Source organism: Luteibacter sp. UNCMF366Tsu5.1 (assembly GCF_900119235.1).
GTDB lineage: Bacteria > Pseudomonadota > Gammaproteobacteria > Xanthomonadales > Rhodanobacteraceae > Luteibacter > Luteibacter flocculans.
Genome location: NZ_FPIS01000003.1, coordinates 14,454 through 40,308, shown reverse-complemented (window position 1 = coordinate 40,308; position 25,855 = coordinate 14,454). Strand labels below are relative to the sequence as shown.

The window sequence follows — 25,855 nt, the reverse complement described above, 5'->3', positions numbered from 1 at the left end:
TCATCGGGCCATTGATACCGTCCTATGTCAGGGAGGGGGCTTGGCCACGGGTTGATCCGGCTTCTTGAAAGATTTGACATTCCTGTATCTAGGCGAGCGCGTGAGGAATCGCTAGGAGTGATTGGTGGGGCGTACGGTCGGGCTCCGTCGTCGCGGGTGATATGCCCAGGTTCCAATTTTGAGCTAGCGATAGTTTGCCTGTCGGAAGTCTCCTCCTATGTATTTTCACTGCGGAGTAATCTGTGACCTTAGGCCACTCAAAGTAGGGATGGAACTATGGCAGCGACAGGGGGCACGACGGCAGCGCCGACCATTGAGAGCTGGCTCAATGAGCGTAGAGACTGGTTGCGGCGAGCGGCTTCTGAATTTCTCACTAGGCGTCGTCATCCCACACAGGAAGAGATCGCGGCGTTAGCCGACCACTGCCTGGCAGAAGCCAAGCAAGAGCTGAAGGAGAAGTCCGCGCCACTGGAAGGTGGTTCCATTGAGGCCGTCCCCACCGGGCCAGAGATTCGATTGAAGTCCGTGAGCCAGATCAAAGGGGTGAATGCGTTGCGTCCGGATGCAGTTCTCAACCTGGATCAAGGCAACCTCACCGTTGTCTACGGCACAAATGGCAGTGGCAAAACAGGGTATGCACGATTGATCAAGGAGGTCTGCGGAGCTAAGGCAAAGGACGACCGCCTCTACGGAAACGTGTTCGACGGGGACAACACCCCACCCGAAGCGATGGTTGTGGTGACGATCGACTCGAAAGATCAACCCGCTCATCCGTGGAAGCTAGCCACGGGTGCCATTCGGAACCTAGTGTCGACTGTGCAGGTGTTCGACACGACGGCAGCCACACTTTTCACAGACAAATCAAATGCGGCGACCCACGAACCCCGCGCCATGCGTTTCTTGTCCGGGCTGATTACGATTTCTGAAGGGGTGGCGGCGGAACTTCGTCGGCGGAGGGATTTCTCTGTCTCGAAGTTGCCCTCCGCACCTGCCGAACATGCAAACACGCCGGCAGCGCAGTTCTTTGCTCAGATAGCAAAGGCTAAACCTCATGAAATCAAAGAGGCTTGTGCCTTGCCGAAGAATATCGACGAAGAGATTGCAGAATTGGAAGAGGCGCTTGCCGCAGAGGATCCCGCTGGAAAAATTGCCGCCCTAACCGCTAGCCTCCAGCGCAACACGGATATCCGCTCGACCTGTGAGGATCTGGCGAACGGGCTAGCCGATGCCACCATCAGCATAGTGGTGACCGCGCGGAAGGAAGCGACCACGAAGCGTGCGGCAGCCACCGCTTTCGCCAAGGAACTCTTCGAGGGTATTCCGCTGGCCGGTGTGGGTGAGGCGGTGTGGCGTGAACTCTGGGCGCACGCAAAGGATTATTCGGAAAAAGTTGCCTACGTTGGCAGTGACTATCCCGTGCTGGGCGACCAAGCCCGGTGTGTGTTGTGTCAGCAAGAACTTGGCGACGAAGCGAAGGGTCGCATGCGCAGCTTCTCCGAGTATCTGGAAGGGGCGTTGGAGACCACAGCCAAGGCCGCCGAGCAAGTGCTGAGTGACGCCGTGGCGGATTTTATAAAAGCCCCTGAAGCGACCTTTTGGCCCCTGGTCGAGGCGGCAACCGGTCTCACAGAAGATGCACTTAGGCCCCTTCAAACGGCCCTCTCGGCCCGTTTCGAGGCCGCCGATAAATCCGGCGAACCAGTTGGGCTGCCGCCTCTCGACTTCAGTCGCCTGCTTGATGCCTTAAATAACGAGGATTTACGACTTCAGCGTGAACGGGCGGCACTGATTGCGGTGGCCGGGGCGCAGGGGCGGGCAGAGAAAACAGTTCGCCTAGGGGTGCTGAAGGCACAGAAGTGGCTGGCGAGTATCGAGCCTTCCTTGCTTGAAGAATGCGAGCGGCAGTCAACGCTTAAGTCGCTCGATGATGCAGTGGCGCTTACCGCGACTAATGCACTGACGAAGAAAGTCGGCGAGATCGCTAATGATTATCTCGTCGGGGGTTACGTCGAGCGTTTCAATAGAGAACTTGCAGTGCTGGGTGGGAGCCAGGTTCGTGTGAAGTTGAACACGAAATCTGAGGGCAAGGGACGCTTCAGCTTCAGCCTCGATCTGAGGGATTCGAAGACGAAGGTCGCTCCGCGACTTATCTTGAGCGAAGGCGAGCAACGAGCTGTCGCGCTTGCGTCTTTCCTTGCAGATGTTACCGGCGCCGTGCGCGCAGCACCGGTGATCTTTGACGATCCGATCTCATCACTCGATCAAGACTTTGAAGAGGCGGTAGCCACTCGGCTGGTCGAATTGAGCCAGACCCGACAGGTCATTGTATTCACGCATCGCTTGTCGATGATGACGTTGCTTCAAGTCGCCTCAAACAAGATGGTCGAATTTGGTCAGCAAGTGTCCGTAGCAGTCCAGGTGATCGCCCGAACGGCTGATGGTGTGGGCATGCCGTCAGAGTTCGACATCTTTTCCCAGAAACCGAAGGCGGGTCTCAATAACCTGATCCAGGGGATAAGCAGCCTGGGCAATGTGCCTGCGAACGTCGAGCCATTCGCGCGAGCTGGCCTTTGCAGTACGTTTCGCCTGTTCCTGGAAAAGATCGTGGAATACCACTTGTGCGCGGATGTCATTGCTCGGTATCGGAGGGACGTTCAGACGAAAAATAAAATCGCAAAGCTTTCACTGGTGACTATCGAGGACTGTCAAATCATCGATGAGATGATGTCGAAATATTCCGGTTTCGTGCATTCGCAGGCTCAAGAAGCGCCTGCAAAAATCCCGTCCGCTGAGGTGCTCAAGGACGATGTGACGCAGGTGAAGAATTGGCTGGATGAATTCGACCAGAGAGTCAAGGCCGCCTTCCCGGGAAAGTGATACTGCGGGGCGAGGGGGTGTCCACCGCTTCCCGCAATACTGGTTCGCACTGTTCGTGGTCGAATGGCTAGCGAAAGTACCGCGCAAGGGGGGACCCTCGTTCATCATTTCCCGCTACCACCTCCCGCACGGCAGGCTGGCTCCTGCCGCAGCCCCCTTTTTTTGTCGCTCACCGGGGCGTGCAGCGCAGTCCTGTGATGTGGGTGAAGGGCTTGAGCCCGACCCTCGAAGTTGCCACTGAAAGTCACGACCGTGCTCGTGCTCCGCCACCCAATTGCACCCCGTCCCCCAACTCCCTACATTGGTGCAATGCATGCACCCGAACAGATCGATCTGCTGACGTTGCTGGGCACGGGTTTGGCCGTGCTTGGGTCGGATGGCCGTGTGCTTTGGCTCAATCCGGCATTGGGGGAGATGCTGGATGTGGGGCCGCGGACGGCGGTGGGGCAGGACTTTTCGGTGTTGTTGCGGGCGCCGGGTTTCGCCGCGCAGCTGGCGCGGACCGTGGCGGAGCGGCACGCCTTCAACCTCCGTGGCGCGACGTTTGGTGTGGCGCGCGGGCGGGAATTGTTGGCGGATATTACGCTGCAACCGATCGATGGCGATCGGGTGTTGGTCGAGGTGCATCCGTTGGCGTCCGATCTTGCCGCTGCCGGCACGCCGTTGTCGGCCACCTTGCGCGGTTTTGCGCATGAGGTGAAGAACCCGTTGGCCGGCTTGCGTGGGGCGGCGCAGTTGCTTGAGCGTCGCGTCGCGGATGACGATCTCCGGCAATTGGCGGGGATGGTGATCGCCGAGGCGGATCGGTTGGCGGCGCTGGCGGATGGCCTGCTGCGTCACGGCGGCGTAGCTCGCCTCGCACCCGTCAACGTGCACGAATTGCTGGAACGGCTGGAGAGCATCGTCGCTGCGGAAGCGGAGGCGCCGGTTGTTCGACACGATTACGATCCGAGTCTCCCCGACACGATCGGCGACGCCGACCGGTTGCTGCAGGTGTTGCTCAACCTCACGCGCAATGCCATCGAAGCCGGAGCTGGCACGCTGATTCTCCGCACGCGCGTCGAACATGGCACGCGACTTGGCGACCGCACCGTTCGCGCCGCATTGCGTGTGGATGTGATGGACGACGGCCCCGGCGTGCCGGACGACTTGCGCGACACCTTGTTCCAGCCATTGGTCTCGGGGCGCGCGGACGGCACGGGCCTCGGTCTTGCGCTGTCGCGCGAGATCGCCATCGAGCATGGCGGCGACCTGCGCTGCACGAGCCGGCCTGGCGAAACGATCTTTTCGCTTTACCTTCCCATGGAGCGGTCATGACCGAGATATGGATTGCCGACGACGATCGCGGCGTTCGCTTCGTGCTCGCGGAAGCCCTGCGTGATGCGGGGCATACCGTGCGCGAGTTCAGCGCGGGCGACGCGGTGCGTGCCGCGTTGACCGAAGGTCGCCCTGGGCTGCTCGTCACCGACGTTCGCATGCCGGGAGAGGATGGTCTGCGTTTGCTCGAAGACCTGACCCGGCGAAACATCGGTCCGGTCATCGTCATGAGTGCGTTTACCGACGTCGCGACGACTGCGGCTGCGTATCGTGCCGGCGCGGCGGATTACCTGGCGAAGCCCTTCGATCTCGATCACGCGGTGGAGACCGTGGAGCGTGCGCTGGCCGCAGCGCGCGAAGAGGTCGTAGTTCCGCCGCAACGCCCGGAGGCGCATGCGCTGCTCGGTGAAAGCGTGGCGATGCGCGAAGTGTTTCGTCTTATCGGTCGCGTGGCCGCGAGCGATCTCAACGTGTTGATCACCGGCGAGACGGGCACCGGCAAGGAATTGGTGGCGCGCGCCCTGCACGACGAGAGCGCGCGGCGCGGTAAACCGTATGTCGCGTTGAATACCGCAGCCATTCCGTCGGAATTGCTGGAGAGCGAGCTGTTCGGCCACGAAGCGGGCGCCTTCACCGGCGCCACGCGCAGGCACGCCGGACGTTTCGAGCAGGCCGACGGCGGCACCCTGTTTCTGGACGAAATCGGCGACATGCCTTTGGCTTTGCAGACGCGCTTGCTGCGCGTACTCGCGGGCGGCGAGTTCTATCGCGTGGGTGGTCGTGAGTTGATGCACGGCAACGTACGCATCATCGCCGCCACGCATCAGGATCTCGATGAGCGCGTCGCTGCCGGGCAGTTCCGTGCGGACCTCAAGCATCGATTGGATGTGGTGCGAATTGCCTTGCCGCCATTGCGCGAACGGCGCGGCGACGTGCCGCTGCTGGCGAAGCACTTCCTGGCGCAAGCCGCGGCGGAATTGCATCTGCCGCCGAAGCGCTTCTCCCGTGGTGCGATGAAGCTGATCGAGCAGCGCGACTACCCGGGCAACGTACGCGAGCTGGAAAACCTTTGCCGCCGCCTCGCGGTCATCGCGCCCGGTCCGGAGATTCAACCCGGCGATCTCGGTGCCTTGCCATCCCGTACTTCGCGTGGCAGCGATTGGACGGATGCATTGCGCCTTTGGGCGCAGGATGCCCTGGCGCAGGGCGAGGAAGATATTCACGCACGCGCCCGCGATGCACTCGACAAGACCTTGCTGCAGGCCGCGCTGCTCGCCAACGAGGGCCACCGCCAACACGCCGCCGCGGCGCTCGGCGTCGGCCGCAACACACTTACTCGCAAACTGGGTGCGTCGCGCAAGCGTCGCCCCTCCAACGGATAACGCCATGTCTCTTGAGATTCGCCGCGCGGCACCCGACGACGCCGACGCCATCGCCCGCTGGAACATCGCCATGGCCTGGGAGACCGAGCAAAAGCATCTCGATCCGGATGCCATCGGACGCGGCGTACGTGCGGTGTTCGACGAACCGCGGCGTGGGTTCTATCTCGTGGCGGAGTGGGAGGGCGTAGCCGTGGGCTGCCTGCTCGTCACTTACGAGTGGAGCGATTGGCGTTGCGGCGATTTCTGGTGGGTGCAGAGCGTCTACGTTGCGCCGGAAGCGCGGCGCCACGGTGTGTTCCGCGGTATGTACGCGCACGTCAAGGCGATGGCTGAGGGCGCGGGTGCGGTGGGCCTACGCCTGTACGTGGAGCTTGAGAACGCGCGGGCCCAGGCGACTTATGCGGGCCTTGGCATGGAACGCTGCCACTACTACATGTATGAAGCGCCGCTCGGCGGTTGAACCGCCATCGCGCTTCAGTCGAGCGCGACGCGTGGATCGCCCATGTCCACCACGGAGATGCGTTCCTCGAATTCGCGGGCGGGCATGGCCTTGCCGAACAGGAAGCCTTGCATCTGCGAGCAGCCGACGGAGCCGAGGAAGGTGGCCTGGTCCATGCTCTCCACGCCTTCCGCAAGTACCTGCTTGTTCATGCCCTTGCCCATGGTGACGACGGCGCTGACGATGGCCGCGCTGTCGTTGTCCCAGGCCACGTCGCGAATGAACGCGCGATCGATCTTCAACGTATCGACAGGGAAGTGCTTGAGGTACGACAGACTGCAGTAACCGGTGCCGAAGTCGTCGAGGCTGAGTGTGACACCCAACGCCTTGATCTTGTGCAGCAGCTCGACGATGTGGTCGCCGCCCTCCATGACCGTGCGCTCGGTCACTTCCAGTTCGAGCAAGGTGGGGTGGAGTTTCGTCTCGGCGAGAATCGCCTGCAGCGAATCGAGAAAGCGCGTGTGCTGAAACTGCAGGGCCGACACGTTCACCGAGACCGACAGTGGGCGGTACAGGCGTGTCCATATCTCCGCCTGGCGGCAGGCTTCTCGCAGCGCCCATTCGCCGATCGTTACGATGAGGCCGCAGTCTTCCGCCACGGGCACGAACTCCTCGGGCGTGTAGACGTCCTCGCCATTCACCTGCCAGCGGAGCAAGGCCTCGGCGCCGACGATGGTGCCCAACTCCACATCGACCTTGGGCTGGTAGTAGAGGGTCAGCTCGTTGCGTGCCAGCGCTTTGCGTAGCGCCACTTCGGTGCGCACGCGTGCGGTGCTGCGCTCGTTCATGCTGGGGTTGAAGAAGCGGTAGCCATTGCGGCCCTGCATCTTCGCTTCGTACATCGCGGTATCGGCGTTGCGCAGCAGCGATTCGGCATCGTCGGCGTCATCCGGATACACGCTGATGCCGATGCTGAAGCTGATCGTCATCGGTGACTTGTCGGGGCCGAGGCCTACGGCCTGACTGCAGGCGGCCAGCACCTTTTCAGCCACGTCGCGCGCATCGCCCGCGCTGTCGATGTGTGGCAGAAGCACGACGAATTCATCGCCGCCCAGGCGGCTCACGGTATCGTCGCTGCGCACGGCGCCGCGAACGCGTCGCGCCACTTCCTGCAGCAGCGTATCGCCGGTGGCGTGACCGAGCGAATCGTTGATTTGTTTGAAATGATCGATGTCGACGAACAGCAGCGCGGCACGTTGGTTGCGCCGTGCGGCCACCGATACGGCGAACTCCATGCGCGACGTGAGGAGTGCACGGTTGGGCAGGCCGGTCAGCGTGTCGTGATGCGCCAGATGCGCCATCTTGAGCGCCAGCGCGCGCGTCTCGCTTACATCGTGGAACACCACCACGCCGCCGACCACGTTGCCGGCATGATCGTGGATCGGCGCGGCGGAATCCTCGATCGGGCTGTCGAAACCGTTGCGGTGCACGAGGATGGCATCGGTGGTAAGGCCGACGATGCTGTTCTTGCTGACCGCCATGATGAGCGGGTTGGGAATCGGTTGGCGGGTGAGCGGATCGCGCAGGTGAAAGATGTCGTCCATCGGGCGGCCCACGGCCTCGTGACTCGACCAGCCGGTCATCGCTTCGGCGATGGGGTTGAGCGAGGTCACGATGAGCTTGGTATCGGTAGTGATGACCGCGTCGCCGATCGACTTGAGCGTGACTTCCGCCAGCTCGCGTTCGCGGAACAGGGCATCCTCGAAGGCCTTGCGTTCGCTGATGTCCTGCATCTGCGAAATGAAATAGAGCGGCTCACCGTGTTCGTCGCGCACCAGGGATGCACTCAACTCGGCGTGCACGATATGCCCGTCGCGATGCAGGTAACGTTTTTCCATGTGGTACGAGAGCTGCTCGCCGGTGAGCAGTTTCTCCACCAAGGCAAGGTCCGCGGCGAGATCGTCGGGATGTGTGATGTCCTGGAAGGTGACGGACATCAGCTCCCTTTCCGGATAGCCGAGCATCGCGCACAGCGCGTCGTTCACTTGCAACCAGCGGCCGTCCGGCAGGACCAGCGCCATGCCGATCGCGGCATAGCGAAACGCCTGGGCGAAGCGTCGCTCGCTCTCGCGAAGGCGCGCTTCGAGCTGGCGTCGGCCGGAGATGTCGGCGAGAAGAATCGCGACCCCGCGCACGGCGTCGTGCTGGTCGAGATCCGGGGAGAATGTGGCTTGCGCATAGTGAATGCCCTCGCTGTCGCGGAGGGCGCGGTCGGCCACCTTGGCGGTGCCGGCGAGCGCGGCCGTAAGCGCAGGCTCGATCTGCGCATAGAGGTCGGCGCCGATCACTTCGTCCACCCGCTGGCCCACGATGTCCGTGTCGGCCATGTTCATCCACGCGAGGTAGGCGGGGCTGGCGTAGCGGTAGCGCATCGTCGTATCGACGTAGGCGATCATCGCCGGTGCGCGTTCAAGCAGATAAGCGGACCAGTCGGAGGGAGAACCGTTGGTGGGTGGAGGAGATGAGCGCATGCGGCCGCCGGAATGACCTGGGGCCACTGTAATCGCTCACCTCGTCCGCGTATATCGAACGATTCGTGAAAGTAGTGGGCTCAGTGCAGTGCGGGCGCGGGGGCGGACAGGGCGCCGTCGGCGTCGAGGAGCAGGCGTCCCAGCGCGTGCAACTCGCTCGCCGTGCCGTATCGCCCCGCCAGTGCGTCGAGCAGCGGAGCCAGCGCGTCCGGTGCCAGCGGGTAACCGTGCGCCAGGACCCGGGCCTTGCCGGGCGCCGGCTGCGCGACGGTGATGGCGGCCATGCCAAGGCCCGCCGCTTCATGGGCGTAGAGCATTGGCGTGGGCAGGGTCGGATCGGCGTCGGCCACGGCTTCGACCAGATACCCGGCCGTGCTGGCGGGTTGCCCTTCCAGGTGCAGCGGCACGTGGTGCGCCGCCAGCAGGGCGGCGTACTGGCGCAGCTCGAAAAGCGTGCCGGCGAATTCATGCACGGGGTTGTCGCGCTGGGTGCCCGCACGAGCGAACCACGCGGACGGGCCCGGAATGCCGACGCGGCCTTCGGCGTAGTGAAGGGGCAGGCCGCGCGATCCGAGGGCAGTCTCTTCCTGGTACGGCGTCAGCAGCGCGGCTTCGAGCATCGTCCACAGCGGCGCCAGGTTCACATGCTCGTACTGCACGCAGGTGAGGGCGAGCAGATCGTCGCGGCTGAGGTAGCGCGCGTGCTCGAGGCGCATGCCGAGGGTTCGCATGAGGAAGTCGGCCGTGGCCGTGCCGGCCTCGCCGCGGCCCACCAGCTCCACTTCCATGCGGGCGGTCAGTTCCTCGGCCAGGTCGGCAGGCGCCAGCACCATCCACGGCAGCAGCCGCATCGGGCCGCCGACGTAGGCCGGGTCGGGCACCAGCGGCTGGGCGGGCATGTGCCCTTCGTGGGTGCCGAAAGCCACCACGCCACCGGCCGTGGTCACCCGCGGCACGCGCCGGGCCAGTTCTTCCAGCGTGGCAAACACGGGAAAACCGGGGCGAAGGAGTTCCACGCCGTCGAACAGCGCACCGGCGACGGCCAGGCGGGAGGCTTCGACCCCGGGCAACAACGCGCGGAGATCGTCGGCCATAAGGCCGGCCAGGATCTGCGCTTCGTCCCGGGTGAGTTCCAGCCTTTCAGGCGGTTCGCCCCCGGCCAGTTCCAGCGCCAGGACGGCGGGGCAGGCGATCAGCGACTCATTCACGCAGGTTTTTCCGAACGGCAAAGGAACGCAATTCTACCATCCGGGCAGTTCGGGCTTTCGCCGGGCCGGGATGCGGGTTAGCCTTGCCGACACGCGTTCGTCGGCGATCGTCGGCGTCCGCGACCCCTTCGTCTTCGCATTTGGCTGCCTGCGGGCATCCCTTCGGTCTGGATCTTTTGTCAAAGCATGGATAAGACGCAAAAGCGCGTGGGTGTGGTCGGCGGTGTCCGCATTCCCTTCTGCCGCAATAACACGGCCTACGCCGACGTCGGCAACTTCGGCATGTCGGTCAAGGTGCTGGGTTCCCTGGTCGAGAAATTCGGTCTGCACGGGGTGGAACTGGGCGAGGTCGCCATGGGCGCCGTCATCCGCCATTCGTCGGACTGGAATCTCGCCCGCGAGGCGCTGCTCTCGTCGGGCCTGGCCCCGACCACGCCGGGCATCACGACCGCGCGGGCCTGCGGCACCTCGCTCGACAACGCCATCCTCATCGCGAACAAGATCGCCACGGGGCAGATCGACGCCGGCATTGCCGGCGGTTCGGACACCACCAGCGACGTGCCCATCGTCTACGGACAGAAGTTCCGCAAGCGTCTGCTGGCGCTGAACCGTGCGAAGACGCTGAAGGAGAAGCTGCAGGTCGCTACCCGCGGTTTCTCGCTCAAGGAACTCAAGCCGTCCTTCCCGGGCGTGGCCGAGCCGCGCACCGGCAAGTCCATGGGCGATCACTGCGAGCTGATGGCCAAGGAGTGGAAGGTCGGGCGCGTGGCGCAGGACGAACTCGCGCTGGCCAGCCATCATAAGCTCGCCGCAGCCTACGACGCCGGCTTCTTCGACGACCTGATCGTGCCGTTCCGTGGCTTGAAGCGCGACGGCTTCCTGCGCCCGGATACCACGCTCGAGAAGCTGGCGTCGCTCAAGCCGGCGTTCGACCGCACGTCCGGCCAGGGCACCCTCACCGCGGGCAATTCCACCGGTCTTTCCGATGGCGCCGCAGCCGTGCTGCTCGCCAGCGATGAGTGGGCGGCCGCGCGCGGCCTGTCCATCCAGGCGTATCTCACTCATGCGCAGGTTTCGGCGGTGGACTTCGTGCACGGCGAAGGCCTGCTGATGGCGCCGACGGTGGCCGTCCCCCGCATGCTGGCGCAGGCCGGGCTCACCCTCGGCGATTTCGACTTCTACGAGATCCACGAGGCGTTCGCGGCCCAGGTGCTCTGCACGCTGCGTGCATGGGAGAGCGAAGACTATTGCCGCAACCGGCTGGGCCTTTCCGCCCCGCTGGGATCGATCGATCCGGCGAAGCTCAACGTCAACGGCTCCAGCCTCGCAACCGGCCATCCGTTTGCGGCGACTGGCGCGCGCATCGTTGCCACCCTGGCGAAGATGCTCGAGCAGAAGGGATCGGGCCGCGGCCTGATCTCCATCTGTACGGCGGGCGGCATGGGCGTCACGGCGATCCTCGAACGTCCCTGATCGGAAGGAGACGGCGCTCCGGCGCCGTCCGCGCTACGTCATGCTTGCACTACGCACCAGTACATCCCTCAGTGCCCTTGCCCTCGTGCTCGGCATCGCCAGCACGAGCTGGCTCACCGCGCTCACCTACGAACGCGCGCCCATGACGCGGCGCCTGGCCGAGGTCACGTTGCCCACGGCGGCACCGGCGCTGGTCTCGAAGACGGTGTCGCAGATCGCGCCGTCGCCGAAATCTGCCACCAACACATCGCATGCCGTGGCGTCATCGCGCACGCGGGCATCCGCTGCGCCGACGCGTACCTCGATCTCGCAAGCGCCGCAGCCCGCGGCGCCGTCCCTGGTGCCGGTCTTCATGCCGTCGCCGCGTTACCCGATGTCGGCCCTGCGCGCCCGGCGCGAGGGTCAGGTGGTGCTGAGCGTGACGGTCACGCCCGAGGGCGAGGTGGCGGGCGTCAGCGTCGGTCGGTCCAGCGGCGACGATGCGCTCGACCGGGCGGCCGAGGAAGCGGTTCGTGGTTGGCGCTTCGCCGCGGCCAACGACCGCCCGGCGCATTACACCGCCGACCTGCCGGTCAACTTCGAACTTACCGGTCGCTGATCGCTACAGGATGCCTGAGGCCGACGAGCCGAAGGCCGTGATCATCCGCGTGTAGATCAGCTTCAGCGACACGTCCACCTCGGGGAAGTCGCCCACGGCCTCGTAGCATTCGAAGAAGCGTGGATCGCTCCAGCGCATGGGGATGCAGCCCGGCTTGATTTCGTAGCTGGTGGCGTAGCGGAACGGCCAGAGATCGAAGAATGGCAGGCGCTCGGAAACGTCGCCTATGAACTCGTTGACCGACGAAAGCACCGGAATCGACTTCTGCCGCGGTGCGATGGTCCATGCATTGGCCGGCTGGGTGTCCTGCATGATCGAATCGCGCAGCCGGTCGGCGAAGCGCTTGTCGTACACGATCACGCCGGACTCCGTGTTGTAGTGGTCCGAGCGCGGATCGAAGTTGTGCGTGCCGACCATGGCGAACGTGTCGTCGACCACGATGGACTTCGCATGGAGACCGAAACGCACACCCGCGGTGAGCAACGGCGCCGGTCGGTTACGCGGGCCGCGGCTGGCGCGGCTGCCGATGAAGCCGATCGTATCCGACGGCGGCCACATGCCGCTGACCTCGGCGTGGCTGCCTGGGCGCCGTTCGCGGCCTCGGCGGCGCGCCGTGGCCGGTTCGCTGAGTGGCGGCGTCGCCACGTCGCTCGAATGACCTTCCAGCGCATCCGCATCGCCGTTGGCGGGATGCGGCTTCATTTCATAGATCTCGAAGCCGTAGTCGGTGAGATAGCGCTTGCGGTGCTTGTAGGACATCGCATAGACGGCGAACGCATCCGTCGAGGCGAGCGAATTGGTGGATACCACGACGCGCGGCGGGTCCGGTTGCTGGCGCAAGGCGCTGAAGATCTTCTTGGCCGGTTTGCTCATCACCAGGTAGGGCGTCTGCAACACGATTTCGCTCTTGGCGTTGCGCACCAGCCCCATGATGTGTCGCGTGAGCGCCCGCACTTCGCGACGCTTCGGCTCGTCCGTCTTGCCGGGCAGGTCGGACAGGTATTCCACGCGATTCAGGCGCAGGGTAGCCCGGCCAAGATGCTCGTCGATCCAGGCTGGGTCGGTGGCGTTGGCGATCGTCTGCGCCACGCGCTCCGGATGCGCGTACTGGGGCGGATTCCAGTGCCTGGGATCGTCGGTGTCGGCGAGCAGCTCGCGGTTCACGTCGCGCAGATGGGTCAGCGGCGCGGAGCGCTTGTGGTTCCAGAACTGGTCGAAGCTGGCGCCCATCGCCTTCGCGGCGGGGCCGCCCACCATCACGTCGCGGTCGACGTAGTCGAAGCTGTCGTCCCAGTCGAAGTAGCGGTCCTCGTAGTTGCGCCCGCCCGTGATGCCGATCAGGTCGTCCACCACGATCAGCTTGTTATGCATGCGCTGGTTGAACTTGTAGAAGCAGCAGACGATACCGGCCGCGAATTCCAGTGGCGGGGTGCGCGCGGCATGGAAGGTCGGGTTGTACAGCCGGATTTCCATGTGATCGCTGGCGCGGGCGAGGGCAGCCAGCAGGCCGGGATCGCGGAACGAGAACAGCTGGTCGGCGAGAATCCTCACATGGACGCCGCGGCGCGCGGCCTGGATCAGCTCGTCGAGCATGAGTTTGCCCGCGTCGTCCTGCTCCCAGATGTAGGTCTGCACGTCGATGGACTGGCGCGCCGCGCGAATCAGATTGATGCGCGCGGCCATGGCGCTCTCGCCATCCTCCAGCAACGTGGCGACGTGCACGGGCCGCGCGGCAGTGGAGGCGGCATCGGCTTCCAGGGCGGCGTCGATCAGCGGCGAGGGCGTGGCGCAGTGGGACGCATCGTTGGCGTCGCAGGTGGCCTGCCGATCGATCGTCAGAGTCACCACGGCATCGGCTTTGTGGATGCGTGCCGGCGACACCGAGCAGCCGGCTGCGGCGAGCGTGGCGATGAGAACGAGAGGGGCAAGGAGGCGGCGCATGCCGCGGATCATAGGGGACGGCCGCCAACGCCACGTGAGTCCGTACCCACGGGGCGGTGGATCAAGGCGGGATAAGCACGATCGCCATGCCCAGGTTCACGCGGTCGGAGAGGGCGCCGCGGCGGCCCCGCATCTCGAAATCCGTACGGTCGATCATGCCCTGCAATTGCAGCACGCAGCCTGCCAGGGCCTGCGGAGGGCAACGGTTCGCCTGCAGATGGAAAGTGACCGGCTGGGTCACACCCCGCAGCGTGAGCTTGCCCTTCACGTCGCCGCCCTCGCTCAGCAGATGGAGCGGGGTCGGCGACGATTCGAAGTGGATGCTTGGAAAGCGCTTGGCATCGAAGAACTCCGGCGCCAGCACCCAACGGCGCAGGCGGGCGGATTCCATCTTGATGCTTTCGGTATCGATGTCGGCGCGAACGATCGCCGACTGGGTGGAGGAATCGATGGCGATCTCGCCGCGAATGCCCTCGAAGCTGCCCGTGACCGTACTGACCCAGAGCAGCCGCACGCTGAACTGAGCGCGCGAACGCTGGGGATCGATGCGCAGGTCGGCGGCGGAGACAGGCGCCGCCGCCAGAAGCACGACGATCGCCGACAGCAGGTGGCGCATCCGCGGGGCTCAGTTAGGAGGGGACCAGAAGATGTCCAGCTTGGCCTTGCCTGGCTCAAGCGGCCCGTCGAAGTGAAGGCGGGCCATACCGGCAGGCGGCATGCCGCGGTAGTCCTCGGAGCGGCCTTCGACGAGAAACGCGACCAGTTGCTCGATGCCGGGGTTGTGGCCGACAAGCACGACGCGTTCCGCATCGGCATGCTTGTCGAGCAGGTCGTAGAGCATGCCGACGGTGGCGTCGTAGATCTCGTCGATATAAAGCGGTTCGATCTGGCCCAGTGCGAGGGCGGCGGTTTCCTTGGTGCGCTCGGCGGGCGAGCAAAGGACGCGGTCGTAGGAGACGTGGTGAGAGGCAAGCCATTCGCCAGCGGCGCGGGCTTCGTTGCGACCGTGTTCGGTCAGCCGTCGCTCGCGGTCGTCCTTGCCGTCCTTGCCGTGCGGGGTCGCTTCGGCATGGCGTAACAGGATGAGTTCGTGCATGGGTACGGTCTCTCCGCTGGGCCACCTTCGTGGCGTGATCGCTGACGCGTTGCCACCTGGCTCAGGTACTGCGCTTGATCCAGCGCAGCAGCTTGGCCCAGTCCTCCTGGTGACCGCGCACGTTTTCCGAGTGGTAGTCGAAGATGCCTTTACCGAGCGCCGTGAGCAAGACGTACGCTTGCGAGTCGCGAAGTTCCGCGACGACAGGAAACGGCGCGCGTTCGGCCAGCTCGGCGAGCGCCGATTGGCTGGCGTTGGTCCAGGGCTTGAGTCGGTTACCCACCAGGCCGACCGGCAGCTTGCCGCGCTTGATCCGGTTGATGCCCTTGAGCACGGTAAGAAAGTCGAGCGTGGCGTCGAGGTCGAAGTGCGACGGCAGCACCGGCACGAGGATCACGTCGGCGTGTTCCAGGTAGGGCTCGAGGTCTTTCTCGTCCACGCCCGCGGGCGTGTCCACGATCACGCGCTGCACGTCGCCTGGCAGCCGGTCGAAAGCGCGCCGACTGCCTTCGATGGCCGTAACGGCCGGGACGTTTTCCGGACGTCGCGCCACCCAGCGTAGGCTGGAATGTTGTCGGTCGGCGTCGATGACGGCGGTCTGCTTGCCCGACTGGGCCCAATGGGTTGCCAGCTGGGTCACCAGCGTCGTCTTGCCGCAACCACCCTTGCTGCTTGCCACGAGCGTCGTAAGCATCCGCGCGCACCTGCCTGGGGAGGGCTCCTAGCCTACACATCCGGCGAGCGGCGGTCCAAGCCTGCGACGTTAGAACAGTTTCGCTCTGACCTTGGGCAGGATGACGAGGATCAGCGTCGCCAGGGGGCCGAGGAAGAGCGACAGCAACCACCAGAGCAGGCCGCTGCGGTTCTTGCCCTGGGCAAGCCCGGCGTTGATCAGCGTGAGCGTGCCCCAGCCGACGAAGAAGCCGGCGCGCTCGCTGGCGATGAGGGCGAATTGGTCCACGATAAGCTCCCGTTCTGCCGCAGGATTTGGATAGGTACGACCATCGTCGATGGCGGCCCCCGGTCCTCGATAGTAACCGAGTTGGCAAACGAGTGACCTTGGACCATCATCCGCGCCCTCGCGATGTCCGCGAGGGCGCGACCATGCAATGTGGTTCGCGCTTGGATGACACGTCGTCGAAGGTCTATGACCTCGACGTCTTCTCAGGAGAGAAACGCATGCCCCCTGCTTATCCTCGTATCTCGGTGCTCACGCGCCGCGCGATCGCTTGCGCGGTCCTGGCGACGGCTTTTACGTCCTATGGTTCGGTAGCCAGCCCGGTTCAAGAAGAGCCTGCCGCCAGTCCTTGGCAAGACCGACTGGAGACCTTGCGCTACTGGACCCCGAAGCGTATGCGCGAGGCCGCGGTCCTTTCCAGCAGTTCGACGGGCAAGCCCGTCGAACCGCCGGTGACGCCCGGTGGTGACGAAATCGGCTACGCGCCTGTGCCCTTGCCGTATGCGAGGTCCATGCCGACCCGTGTGACGGGTCAGTTGTTCTTTCACGACCCGCTGCGTAAGGAGGATGGGCACTGCTCAGCGTCCGTCGTTCAATCGGCGAGTCGGCGGTTGATCCTGACCGCAGCGCACTGCGTGGTTTCCGCGACGATCGAGCCGCCTATCACGTGGAACGAGCACCTGATGTTCGTGCCGGCCTACGACGGGACACGCCCGCCCAGCGACAGCGCCTACGCACCGTACGGGCTCTGGCCGATTACCCGCGTTTATGTGTCGGCGGTCGGGAAGCAGAACCCTATCACCCTCTTCCGGACAGACTACGACGTGGCAGTCGCCGGTGTATTCGACGACGCCGGCCCGATCGAAGATGTCGTTTGCGGCGGATTGATGCCTCGCCTGTCGAATCCGGACGATCCGATCACGTTCCCCAAGGTCAGGGTTGTCGGTTATCCCAGTGCCGCGGCTTATTCCGGGGCGGAGCAGTTCCATTGCGAAAGCTCCACGATGCTTTCCCTCACGCCGAGCGGTATCAGGCTGCTGCAGTGCGGATTGGCAAGCGGTAACAGCGGCGGACCCGTGATGGTCGTGGACGACAACGACGACAACTTTGTTCAGGTGGCGGCCGTGGTGCACAACCCGTTCGAGCAATCCCGGTTGCTGCCTTACGTCTATCCTGCGCTCGAAGCCATGGCCAACAGCGAGCACCGCCGAGGTTTGTCCGCCGCGCCGACCTCGCCCTGCCCCTGAGCCAAGCGGCTGCGCCTGCTGTCCGCAGGCGGTGGGCGCAGCTTCCGTTCATGGTCGAGCCGTATCCTTGTCGTTTTATTTCACGGAGATGGTCCATGCGGGGATGTCGCCTCTTGACCCTGGCCCTCGCGGGCTTGCTGTCGGTACCCGCCATGGCCGCCACGCCGTGGCCGGGTCCCACGAAGGCCCCGGCCAAAGCGCCTTTGGCGCAGAAGGACCAGACCAAGGCTCTGCTTCAGTTTCAGAAGGATCTCGCCAGCGTGCTGGCCCTGCGTACGGAGTCCGAGCCGCTTCTGGGTGCTGCGTTGCTTGCCCGTCCGCTGACCAATCCTCCCGAAGTGCTCAGCTACCACGCACTCCTCGAGCGCGCGTCGCGTAATGCCGACGCGGGTCCGCAGGTGACCTGGGCCCGCTTGGCCGACTGCGAGGCCAAAGCCGGCAACTGTCCGAACACCGAGGCTCTCGACGCCCTGGAAAAGCAGGCGCCTGACAACGCCGCCGTCTGGCTGCTCAAGCTCGGTGTCGACGAACACAACGGCGCGAGCGATGCCGTGCGGGCCGACCTGGCCCGCGCGGCTGGCGCCAAGCTGTACGACGATTACCTCGGCGCCAGCCTCAAGGCGCTTGCCAACTCGGTGAGCCAGCTCCCGCCGCCGGCAGACACCTTTAATCCCCTGCAGGGCGCCGGCGCGGCGGGTGTGCAGATGGTGATCGTGTTCGGTCTGGCCAGCGGGCAACCACTGCCCGGATTCCAGGCGACGGCGAAGTACTGCGAGGAAAACAAGACCGACGCGGGTGTCACCGCGGACTGTCTCAAGCTGGCGAAGGTGCTCGAGTGGGGTAGCAGCCCGCTGGGCCGCTCGCTCGGCCTGCACCTGCGCGAGACGCTGTCGCCCGATAGCTCGGATCAGCAGTCGGCGAAGAACGCCCGCCTCAACCTGATCTGGCAGATGCAGCGTTTCGCTCAGCTCAATGTGCAGGCACAGGGCGACAAAGCCACCGCACAGAAGCTGCTGGCGCTCGCCCGCAGCGGCGGCACGGAAATGAGCGTTATCCTCGCCTCGCTGCGTGCCTACGGCATTCCGCCGGAAGCGCCTGCGGGTTGGGAGCCGGCGAAGGTCGAGAAGTAAAAGAGACGCTCGTGTTTTTCCGTGCGACTTGATGAGCAGAAACAAGAAAGCCCGGCCTCGACGGAAACCGGGCTTTCTTTGTTGGGACCTCGCGCTACCTCTCGTGCGTGGGCGCCGGATCGACATTCAGTTCGATGTCACTACACGAGAGCGCGCCTTGGAGTCTGATTACGACGAAGCTCTCTTCGAACGATTTTTCGAAGAGATAGGGACCGTTCTCATTCGAGACCCAGCCATACTCCCAGACAACCTGTCCATCAGCTCCCGTGAGCAACACGTTGGCCTCGTAGGCAGCGATGCGAAACTTGAGTGAGCGCGCGGGCGCTGCCAAGTAGATGATGGCATAGCGCTCGTCGGGTGGAGGAACGATAGTGCTTGCATTGGTCAGTACATTCTTGCGGTAGGGCATTCCCGTTACTGGATTCCAATAGACACCCCAGCCGTATCCACTTGCCGCGATCATTCCGACTCCCTCTGGGAGATCTACGGGCATGGAAATGGATTGGTGATCCTCCATCAGACTGAAGCGGACAGCGGTCGGTGACGTTTGGCTATGGTGGGGTGTTTTGTGGTCCATGGCGGGCCTTCTCCGTGGCACATTTGATGGCTTGGCGCCGCACAAGGCGACATGACGCCAAGATGCAATGACCTGGCCGCCGTGGCGACCAAGCCTGCAGCGATTATCGACGTCGATCCCGGTCGCTTATATCCGCCATGCGTTGTAAGTGTCCGATGCGCGGAAACAGCACGGAAACATGGCGCTCTGCGGTGGTCAGCGATGACGGTCCGTCGCGTCACGAGTGGAGTTCCCGGCGCTTTGCATTCGACCCATGTCAAATCTCTCGTCGCCAGACGCCATACAAAAAAATGCCCTCGGCATAGCCGAGGGCATGGTGTGCGGCGCTTCAGGTTTGAATGTGTCGGGCGGGGTCTGACACGGTTGCCTATGCGCTCAGTTCATCAGCAAGCAGAATCGTTTCAATCGCCCAACTGCTCGCGCATGAATTCCGGCTGCGCCAGCGCGCCCTTGTGCACGTCGGCGTTGTAGTACTTGGTGGCGAAGTTCTTGCTGATCGCGCCGCGCTCGCGGAAGCCCGACAGGTCGCCGTCCTTGCGCGCCATGGTGCAGCTCCACCAGCCGGTGGGGTAGCACGGCTGCGGGAACGGCAGGGTGCGCACCGCCTTGAAGCCCGAGGTGCGCATGGCCGAGCGCATGGCCTTGATGAGCTCGATGTGCGCCAGCGGCGATTCGGACTGCTGCACCAGAATGCCGCCATGGCGAAGCGCCTTGTAGCAGCTGCCGTAGAACGCGGCGTTGAACAGACCCTCAGCCGGGCCCACCGGGTCGGTGGAGTCCACGATGATGAGGTCGATCGATTCCGGCTCGGCCTCGGCCATGTACTTGATGCCGTCGATGAACAGGAGTTCGGCACGCGGGTCGTTGTTGGCGTCGCACAGCTCGGGGAAGTACTGCTCGGCAAGGCGGGTCACGCGCTCGTCGATCTCGACCTGCGTGGCCTTTTCCACTTCCTCGTGCTTGAGCACTTCGCGCAGCGTGCCGCAGTCGCCGCCACCGATGATGACGACGCGCTTGGCGCGGGCGTGGGTGAACAGCGCCGGGTGAGTCATCATCTCGTGGTAGAGGAAGTTGTCGCGGCTGGTGAGCATCACGCAGCCGTCGATCACCATGAGGTTGCCCCAGTCGGTGGTCTGGTAGATCTCGATGGTCTGGAACGGGGTCTTCTCGGCGTGCAACAGGCGCTCGACGCGGAAACCGATGGAAGAGCCCGAGGCCTGGTGGGCTTCGGTAAACCAGCTGAGCTGCTGCTGCGACATGACGCTTTCCTGAAGACGAGTAGGGGACTAAACCGGGGATTGTACCGGCTCTGGGCCGGGATGCGGCCCAGCCCCGGCCGGAGCTGGCTGTAGGGCTTTCCCGACGGGGAGACGGCGATACCCGGATGTCACATCGCGCCGCTACAATAGGCGGCCTGCCGCCGGCCCTCCCGGCCGCGCAGCCAAAGTCTGGTCGGCCCCGCGGCGTGCGAGGCTCCCGGCCGCCAGGCCCGCTTCAGGTCAAGGTTCGCCGCTGCGACTGTTCCGCGCCCCCTGACGGGGACACGACACAATCACTTGGAGATCGTCACCCCCATGACGAACTGGACCACCGATCGCGCGAAGCTGACCTACGCGATCCCGCATTGGAGCAACGGCTACGTCGACGTGGCCGACAACGGCCACCTGCTGATCCGCCCCCGGGGCGACGGCGGCCCGGCGCTCGACCTGCCGGCGATCGTCGACCGCGCGCGGGCCGAAGGCCTTCGCCTGCCGCTGCTCGTGCGCTTCCCCGACATCCTGGCCGACCGCCTTGCGCGGCTCCAGCAGGCCTTCGCCAAAGCGATCGACGACGCCGACTACGCCGGTTCCTACACCGCGATCTACCCGATCAAGGTGAACCAGCAGCGCGGCGTCGTCAGCGAACTGGTCGCCGCGGGCGAGCAGGGCTTCGGGCTCGAAGCCGGCTCGAAGCCGGAACTGATGGCGGTGCTGGCGCATGCCCGCCCGGGCAGCATGGTCGTTTGCAATGGGTACAAGGACCGCGAATATGTCCGCCTTGCCCTCATTGGCCTCAAGCTCGGTCTGCGCGTGCACATCGTGATCGAGAAGCTGTCCGAGCTCGATCAGGTGTTCGCCGAGGCGAAGGCGCTGGACGTGGAGCCCTTGCTGGGCGTGCGCGTGCGCCTGGCCTCGATCGGCGCGGGCAAGTGGCAGAACACTGGTGGCGACAAGGGCAAGTTCGGCCTGAGCCCCGGCCAGGTGCTCGAGCTGATCGAGCGGCTGGACGCCGCGGGTCTGAAGCACACGCTGAAGTTGCAGCATTTCCACATGGGTTCGCAGATCTCGAACGTGCGCGACATCGCGGCGGGCATGCGCGAGGCCGTGCGTTACTTCGTGGAGCTGCATCGTTTGGGCGTGCCGATCGACGTCGTGGACGTCGGCGGTGGCCTCGGCGTGGACTACGAGGGTACGCGCTCGCGCAGCTACAACTCGATCAATTACAGCCTGGGCCAGTACGCAGCGAGCATCGTGCAGCCGCTGGCCGAGGCCGTGGCCGAGCACGGGATGAAGGCGCCGACGATCTTCACCGAATCCGGCCGCGCCATGACCGCTCACCACGCGGTCATGGTGGTCAACGTGAGCGAAGTGGAGCCGGTGCCGCAGGGCGCCATTCCGCCGGAGCGTTTGGGCGAGCCCGCCGTGCTTCGCCACCTGCGCGACACCCACGCGGAACTTGACCACCGTCCGGCGTTGGAGCTTTTCCACGAGGCGCAGCATCACTTCGCCGAGGGCCAGGCCCTGTATGCATTGGGGCAGCTCGACCTGCGCGACCGCGCGCGTCTCGATGAACTGTTCTATGCCATCGCCAATGCGGTGCGGTCGCGCCTGCTTCCGGCCGAGCGCGCGCACCGTCAGGCGCTGGACGACCTGGACGAGAAGCTCGTCGACAAGTACTTCGTGAATTTCTCGGTCTTCGAGTCGGTGCCGGACATCTGGGCGATCGATCAGATCTTCCCGATCGTGCCGATCGCACGTCTCGACGAGGAACCGCTGCGACGCGGCGTGATCGCCGACCTCACCTGCGACTCGGACGGCCGGATCGACCATTACGTAGACGCGGAAGGCGTGGACGTGAGCCTGCCGTTGCATGCGCTCAAAGAAGACGAGTCCTATCGGCTCGGCATCTTCATGGTCGGCGCGTACCAGGAAACCCTGGGCGACATCCACAACCTGTTCGGTGATACCGACGCGGTCAACGTACGCGCCACGGCCGACGGTTACGAATTCGCGCACATCCGTCGCGGCGATACGACGGACCTGATGCTCGACTACGTGGGCTACGACCTCAAGGCGTTGCGGAAGTCGTATGCGGATCGCCTCGCCGCCGCCGGTATCGTCGGTGCAGAAGCGGACACGCTTTACACGACGCTGGACAACGGCCTCACCGGCTACACCTACCTCGCCGAGAACGCGGGGCGCTGAGAAGGGGCGCGGTGCACCTTGTGCACCGCGCCGTCTCGTATGTTTCCACGCAGCATTCATCAGGCACGCCCATGACCCTCAAGACTGCATTCATCGGACTCGGCGCGATGGGCGCGCCCATGGCCGGTCATCTCCACGCCAAGGGCCTGCTCCAGGCCGTGGGCAATCGCTCGCAGGCGAAAGCCGATGCATTGGCGGCAGAGCTGGGTGTCGCGGCACCGTCTCTCGCCGAGATCGCGGCGTCCTGCGACGTCATCGTGCTTTGTGTGAGCGCCGATGCGGACGTCATCGGCGTGGTCCATGCGCTGGCGCCGTCGCTGAAGCAAGGCGCCACGGTTATCGATCACTCGACCGTCGCCCCGGCCACCGCGAAGAAAGCGGCAAGTCTGCTGGCGGACGTCGGCGCTGCGTTTCTGGATGCGCCGGTGTCGGGCGGTGTCGAGGGCGCGAAGAACGGCAAGCTCTCGATCATGGTCGGTGGCGACGCCGGCGTGCTCGAACATGTGCGACCGGTACTGGAAGCCTATGGCGCGCGCATCACGCCCATGGGGGACGTCGGTAGCGGCCAGGCCACCAAGGCTGTGAATCAGGTATTGGTCGCGGGCATCGCGCAGGCGGTGACCGAAGGCCTTGCCCTGGGCGAAGCGCTCGGACTCGATCCGGAACGGCTGATTCCCACCTTGTCTGCCGGCGCGGCCGGCAACTGGTTTCTCGACAAGCGTGGCGCCACGATGCTGCGCGACGAGTTCGCCGTCGGCTTCAAGCTCGCCCTGCTGCACAAGGATCTCGGCATCGTGCGCGGCATGGCCGACGAGGCCGGTACCGATCGCACCATCATCGAACGTTCACTGGCCGACTTCGCCGAACTGATGGCACGCGGCTATGGCGACGACGACATCTCGGCCTTGATTCGGCTCAAGCGAAAGAGCTGATCGCGGCTCGTGTAGGAGCCGCCATGGCGGCGAGGGGGTGGGGTCTCACCGCTACCGCTACACCGCTCCGTCGGCTTCTCGCCGCCATGGCGGCTCCCACAGTCAGAATTCAGCACGAGGGGCGGCTGTTGGTGGGAGCCAGCCTGCTGGCGATGGGGACTTGCCTCGCCGCTACACCGCTTCGTTGGCTTCTCGCCGCTATAGCGGCTCCCACAGGTGTCCGACTAGCTGCCTTCTTTCAGTGCGATCGCGCTGATGCCGGCCGACTGCAGGCGCTGCTTCGTGCTTTCCAGTTCCGTGGCCGATTTGAACGGCCCCAGACGCACGCGGTTGTAGGTCTGCGCTCCCACCTTCACCGACTGCACGTTGGCGACAAAGCCTTGGAGTGCCAGCTTCGCCTTGAGTGCCTCGGCGTCGCTCGCACTCGGGAACGCGCCCACCTGAAGCAGGTAACCCGAGCCGGCGGAAGCGGCTGCCGGTGCCGGTTGCGCTGGCACGGCGGTCACCGTCTGCGTGGTGGCCTTCGGCAGATTGGCCGCTGCGGCGTTGGCCTGGGCCTGCTGCTGAGCCACCGCTGCCTGCTGGGCCTGAGCCTGCTGTTGGGCCGCCTGCTGCTGTTGCTGCTTCTGCTGTGCCTCGGCGCTGGCCTGCGCGCGAATCTCCGCATCCGGAATGCGTACTTCCTTCTCCGAAAGCACAGAGTAGAAATCGTACGAGGGCTTCTTCGGCTTTTCCGGCTCGGCCTGGTCTACGACGCCCGGATCGCTGCTCTTCTGCGCCGTGGCGTTGGGATTCGGTTCGGGGCCGTCGTGCTGGCGCATCATCGGCATCCAGGCACCGCGCATGGCGAAAGCCATGAGCAGGGCGCCCGCAAGAATACCGATCAACGCCCAGCTCCAGCCCGGCATACCGCTGGAGCCGTTGCGGACGGCCTGGCGACCTTTGCCCTTCTTGCGTGTTGCCATTACATGCTCTCCGGGGCGGAAATGCCCAGCAGATCAAGACCGTTCTTGAGCACCTGCTGCGTTGCGGCCACGAGGGCCAGGCGTGCATCGCGCAGCTCGGCGTCGTCGACGATCCACTTGTGCTCGTGATAGTAGCTGTGAAGCGCGCCAGCAAGCTCGCGCAGGTATTGCGCGATCAGGTGCGGTTCGAGGTTGGCGGCTGCCGATTCGACGATCTCGGGGTAGCGCGAGAGTTCCACCATCAGGATCGATTCGTGCTCGGTATCGAGGCGGTCGAGCTTCGACAGGCCGTGGCCTCGATCGGTGGTGAGGCCGCGATCGGCGAGCTCACGGAAGACACGACACGCGCGGGCATGGGCGTACTGGATGTAGTACACCGGGTTGTCGTTGCTCTGCGAGCGAGCGAGGTCGATGTCGAAGACCAGCTGCGAATCGGCCTTCCGCGCGATGAGGAAATAACGCGTCGCGTCGCGCCCGGCTTCGTCGATGAGATCGCGCAACGTGACGTAGGAGCCGGCGCGCTTGGAGATCTTCACTTCCTCGCCGCCGCGCATCACCGTCACCATCTGGTGCAGCACGTACTCCGGCCAGTTCTTCGGAATGCCGGCATCGAGGGCCTGCAGGCCGGCCTTCACGCGAGCGAGCGAGCCATGGTGGTCCGAGCCCAGCTCGGTGATGGCGCGCTCGTAGCCGCGCTGCCACTTCGTGCGGTGATAGGCCACGTCCGGGAGGAAATAGGTGTAGGTGCCGTCGGACTTGCGCATGACGCGGTCCTTGTCGTCACCGAAATCGGTCGAACGCAGCCAGAGTGCGCCGCCCTCTTCATAAGTGTGACCATGGGCGACCAGTTCGCGCACGGTCTCCTCGACCTTGCCCTCGGTGTAGAGGGAGGACTCCAGGTAATAGACGTCGAAGTCGACGCCAAACGCCTTGAGGTCGAGATCCTGCTCGTGACGCAGGTAGGCCACGGCGAAGCGGCGGACGTCGTCCAGGTTGTCCGCATCGCCCGTGGCGGTGACGGTCTCACCGTCGGCCTCCACGGATTCCTTGGCAAGGAAGGCGCGCGCGACCTCGGCGATGTAATCGCCCCGGTAGCCCGATTCCGGCCAGCCCGGCTCGTCCGGCGCGATGCCCTTGGCCCGCGCCTGGGTGGACAGGGCGAGGTTGGCGATCTGGACGCCTGCGTCGTTGTAGTAGAACTCGCGGAACACCTTCCAGCCGGCGGCGCCGAGAAGCCGGGCGAGGCTGTCGCCGATCGCCGCGGCACGGCCATGGCCTACGTGCAACGGACCGGTGGGGTTGGCCGAGACGAACTCAACGCCCGCCGTGCGGCCCGCGCCATCCTTGTTGTGGCCGTAGCGGTCACCCTCGCCGAGCGCACGCACGATCTCGGCGTGGAACGCGGCAGGGGCGAGGAAGAAGTTGATGAAGCCCGGTCCGGCGATCTCCACCTTGCCGACCATCGGCGACGCCGGCAGCGCCTCGACCAGATCGGTCGCGATGTCGCGCGGCTTACGGCCCGCGGCTTTCGACATCATCATGGCGACGTTGGTGGCGAAGTCCCCGTGCTCGCGGCTGCGGGTGCGCTCGATGACGAACACAGGCGCGACGAAGTCGGACGGCAGTTTGCCTGACTCCCGCAACGCTCCGATGGCCTGCAGGACGAGTTGTTTCAGCTCTTGTTTCACGGGATGGGCGGCGCGGATATGGAACCGGCAAT

Annotated in this window: 21 protein-coding genes; 10 read left to right on the top strand and 11 right to left on the bottom strand. The window is 64.7% G+C overall.

All coding sequences use genetic code 11. The features are described 5' to 3' along the window. The first annotated feature begins 276 nt into the window (after positions 1-276). The 4 genes from BT115_RS14010 to BT115_RS13995 all read left to right on the top strand — a co-directional run bounded on the left by BT115_RS14010 (position 277) and on the right by BT115_RS13995 (position 6,036). Positions 277-2,877: an AAA family ATPase gene (locus BT115_RS14010; RefSeq protein ID WP_072323253.1), complete on the top strand. Its 2,601-nt coding sequence runs from the start codon at positions 277-279 to the stop codon at positions 2,875-2,877. A 309-nt stretch (positions 2,878-3,186) separates the two neighbouring features. Beyond that, positions 3,187-4,194, top strand: coding sequence for a two-component system sensor histidine kinase NtrB (locus tag BT115_RS14005; protein ID WP_072323252.1), 1,008 nt, complete (start codon positions 3,187-3,189; stop codon positions 4,192-4,194). Next, on the top strand, positions 4,191-5,576 hold the full coding sequence (gene ntrC / locus BT115_RS14000; RefSeq protein WP_072323251.1) for a nitrogen regulation protein NR(I): 1,386 nt from the start codon (positions 4,191-4,193) through the stop codon (positions 5,574-5,576). The genes BT115_RS14005 and ntrC overlap by 4 nt, the downstream gene beginning before the upstream one ends. Before the next feature lie 4 nt (positions 5,577-5,580). Further along, positions 5,581-6,036 (top strand): GNAT family N-acetyltransferase, encoded by a 456-nt coding sequence (locus BT115_RS13995; protein WP_072323250.1) that lies wholly within the window; start codon positions 5,581-5,583, stop codon positions 6,034-6,036. A gap of 14 nt (positions 6,037-6,050) precedes the next feature. Here BT115_RS13995 and BT115_RS13990 read toward each other — a convergent pair whose 3' ends face one another. Further along, positions 6,051-8,546 carry an EAL domain-containing protein gene (locus BT115_RS13990; RefSeq protein ID WP_072323249.1) on the bottom strand — a complete coding sequence of 832 codons (2,496 nt, stop codon included), beginning with the start codon at positions 8,544-8,546 and terminating at the stop codon, positions 6,051-6,053. A gap of 80 nt (positions 8,547-8,626) precedes the next feature. Then, a complete protein-coding gene (locus tag BT115_RS13985) occupies positions 8,627-9,754 on the bottom strand; it encodes a hypothetical protein (protein WP_072323248.1) in 1,128 nt (375 codons plus the stop codon). Positions 9,755-9,940: 186 nt separating this feature from the next. On the opposite strand from BT115_RS13985, the gene BT115_RS13980 reads away from it, so the two are divergent. Both BT115_RS13980 and BT115_RS13975 read left to right on the top strand, forming a co-directional pair. Beyond that, positions 9,941-11,227 carry an acetyl-CoA C-acetyltransferase gene (locus BT115_RS13980; RefSeq protein WP_072323247.1) on the top strand — a complete coding sequence of 429 codons (1,287 nt, stop codon included), beginning with the start codon at positions 9,941-9,943 and terminating at the stop codon, positions 11,225-11,227. A gap of 40 nt (positions 11,228-11,267) precedes the next feature. Next, positions 11,268-11,825, top strand: coding sequence for an energy transducer TonB (locus BT115_RS13975; protein WP_072323246.1), 558 nt, complete (start codon positions 11,268-11,270; stop codon positions 11,823-11,825). A gap of 3 nt (positions 11,826-11,828) precedes the next feature. Here the strand turns inward: BT115_RS13975 and BT115_RS13970 are convergent, their stop codons facing one another. From BT115_RS13970 to BT115_RS13950, 5 genes are all read right to left on the bottom strand, one after another. Further along, positions 11,829-13,766 carry a phospholipase D family protein gene (locus BT115_RS13970; protein ID WP_072323654.1) on the bottom strand — a complete coding sequence of 646 codons (1,938 nt, stop codon included), beginning with the start codon at positions 13,764-13,766 and terminating at the stop codon, positions 11,829-11,831. A gap of 61 nt (positions 13,767-13,827) precedes the next feature. Continuing rightward, positions 13,828-14,382 (bottom strand): YceI family protein, encoded by a 555-nt coding sequence (locus BT115_RS13965; protein ID WP_072323245.1) that lies wholly within the window; start codon positions 14,380-14,382, stop codon positions 13,828-13,830. 9 nt (positions 14,383-14,391) lie between these two features. Next, positions 14,392-14,862, bottom strand: a complete 471-nt coding sequence (locus BT115_RS13960) for a SixA phosphatase family protein (protein ID WP_072323244.1) — start codon at positions 14,860-14,862, stop codon at positions 14,392-14,394. A 61-nt stretch (positions 14,863-14,923) separates the two neighbouring features. Further along, positions 14,924-15,556: a nucleotide-binding protein gene (locus tag BT115_RS13955; RefSeq protein WP_072323243.1), complete on the bottom strand. Its 633-nt coding sequence runs from the start codon at positions 15,554-15,556 to the stop codon at positions 14,924-14,926. A gap of 69 nt (positions 15,557-15,625) precedes the next feature. Next, on the bottom strand, positions 15,626-15,823 hold the full coding sequence (locus tag BT115_RS13950) for an antitermination protein NusB (RefSeq protein WP_072323242.1): 198 nt from the start codon (positions 15,821-15,823) through the stop codon (positions 15,626-15,628). Between the two features lie 98 nt (positions 15,824-15,921). Between BT115_RS13950 and BT115_RS13945 the strand changes: the two genes are divergently transcribed. Together BT115_RS13945 and BT115_RS13940 are read left to right on the top strand one after the other, a co-directional pair. Further along, entirely contained in the window at positions 15,922-17,067 is a 1,146-nt protein-coding gene (locus BT115_RS13945; protein WP_072323241.1) for a trypsin-like serine peptidase, read from the top strand. A 113-nt stretch (positions 17,068-17,180) separates the two neighbouring features. Beyond that, positions 17,181-18,197, top strand: a complete 1,017-nt coding sequence (locus tag BT115_RS13940; RefSeq protein WP_255369440.1) for a hypothetical protein — start codon at positions 17,181-17,183, stop codon at positions 18,195-18,197. 94 nt (positions 18,198-18,291) lie between these two features. On the opposite strand, the gene BT115_RS13935 is transcribed toward BT115_RS13940, so the two are convergent. Then, positions 18,292-18,774: a hypothetical protein gene (locus BT115_RS13935; RefSeq protein WP_143144575.1), complete on the bottom strand. Its 483-nt coding sequence runs from the start codon at positions 18,772-18,774 to the stop codon at positions 18,292-18,294. 401 nt (positions 18,775-19,175) lie between these two features. After that, entirely contained in the window at positions 19,176-20,033 is an 858-nt protein-coding gene (gene speE / locus BT115_RS13930) for a polyamine aminopropyltransferase (RefSeq protein ID WP_072323238.1), read from the bottom strand. Between the two features lie 315 nt (positions 20,034-20,348). Between speE and speA the strand changes: the two genes are divergently transcribed. Next, a complete protein-coding gene (speA, locus tag BT115_RS13925) occupies positions 20,349-22,238 on the top strand; it encodes an arginine decarboxylase (RefSeq protein ID WP_072323237.1) in 1,890 nt (629 codons plus the stop codon). Between the two features lie 71 nt (positions 22,239-22,309). Then, positions 22,310-23,170 carry an NAD(P)-dependent oxidoreductase gene (locus tag BT115_RS13920; RefSeq protein ID WP_072323236.1) on the top strand — a complete coding sequence of 287 codons (861 nt, stop codon included), beginning with the start codon at positions 22,310-22,312 and terminating at the stop codon, positions 23,168-23,170. Between the two features lie 224 nt (positions 23,171-23,394). On the opposite strand, the gene BT115_RS13915 is transcribed toward BT115_RS13920, so the two are convergent. After that, positions 23,395-24,135, bottom strand: coding sequence for an SPOR domain-containing protein (locus tag BT115_RS13915; protein ID WP_072323235.1), 741 nt, complete (start codon positions 24,133-24,135; stop codon positions 23,395-23,397). Next, positions 24,135-25,823 carry an arginine--tRNA ligase gene (argS, locus tag BT115_RS13910; protein WP_072323234.1) on the bottom strand — a complete coding sequence of 563 codons (1,689 nt, stop codon included), beginning with the start codon at positions 25,821-25,823 and terminating at the stop codon, positions 24,135-24,137. Before argS ends, BT115_RS13915 begins: the two co-directional genes overlap by 1 nt. Positions 25,824-25,855: the final 32 nt, after the last annotated feature.

What these genes read in the sequence shown, in the direction of transcription:
- BT115_RS14010 (WP_072323253.1), top strand. Translation starts at nt 277, where the DNA reads ATGGCAGCGACAGGGGGCACGACGGCAGCGCCGACCATTGAGAGCTGG.
- BT115_RS14005 (WP_072323252.1), top strand. Translation starts at nt 3,187, where the DNA reads ATGCATGCACCCGAACAGATCGATCTGCTGACGTTGCTGGGCACGGGT.
- ntrC (WP_072323251.1), top strand. Translation starts at nt 4,191, where the DNA reads ATGACCGAGATATGGATTGCCGACGACGATCGCGGCGTTCGCTTCGTG.
- BT115_RS13995 (WP_072323250.1), top strand. Translation starts at nt 5,581, where the DNA reads ATGTCTCTTGAGATTCGCCGCGCGGCACCCGACGACGCCGACGCCATC.
- BT115_RS13990 (WP_072323249.1), bottom strand. Translation starts at nt 8,546, where the DNA reads ATGCGCTCATCTCCTCCACCCACCAACGGTTCTCCCTCCGACTGGTCC.
- BT115_RS13980 (WP_072323247.1), top strand. Translation starts at nt 9,941, where the DNA reads ATGGATAAGACGCAAAAGCGCGTGGGTGTGGTCGGCGGTGTCCGCATT.
- BT115_RS13975 (WP_072323246.1), top strand. Translation starts at nt 11,268, where the DNA reads ATGCTTGCACTACGCACCAGTACATCCCTCAGTGCCCTTGCCCTCGTG.
- BT115_RS13970 (WP_072323654.1), bottom strand. Translation starts at nt 13,766, where the DNA reads ATGCGCCGCCTCCTTGCCCCTCTCGTTCTCATCGCCACGCTCGCCGCA.
- BT115_RS13965 (WP_072323245.1), bottom strand. Translation starts at nt 14,382, where the DNA reads ATGCGCCACCTGCTGTCGGCGATCGTCGTGCTTCTGGCGGCGGCGCCT.
- BT115_RS13960 (WP_072323244.1), bottom strand. Translation starts at nt 14,862, where the DNA reads ATGCACGAACTCATCCTGTTACGCCATGCCGAAGCGACCCCGCACGGC.
- BT115_RS13955 (WP_072323243.1), bottom strand. Translation starts at nt 15,556, where the DNA reads ATGCTTACGACGCTCGTGGCAAGCAGCAAGGGTGGTTGCGGCAAGACG.
- BT115_RS13935 (WP_143144575.1), bottom strand. Translation starts at nt 18,774, where the DNA reads ATGGACCACAAAACACCCCACCATAGCCAAACGTCACCGACCGCTGTC.
- speE (WP_072323238.1), bottom strand. Translation starts at nt 20,033, where the DNA reads ATGTCGCAGCAGCAGCTCAGCTGGTTTACCGAAGCCCACCAGGCCTCG.
- speA (WP_072323237.1), top strand. Translation starts at nt 20,349, where the DNA reads ATGACGAACTGGACCACCGATCGCGCGAAGCTGACCTACGCGATCCCG.
- BT115_RS13920 (WP_072323236.1), top strand. Translation starts at nt 22,310, where the DNA reads ATGACCCTCAAGACTGCATTCATCGGACTCGGCGCGATGGGCGCGCCC.
- BT115_RS13915 (WP_072323235.1), bottom strand. Translation starts at nt 24,135, where the DNA reads ATGGCAACACGCAAGAAGGGCAAAGGTCGCCAGGCCGTCCGCAACGGC.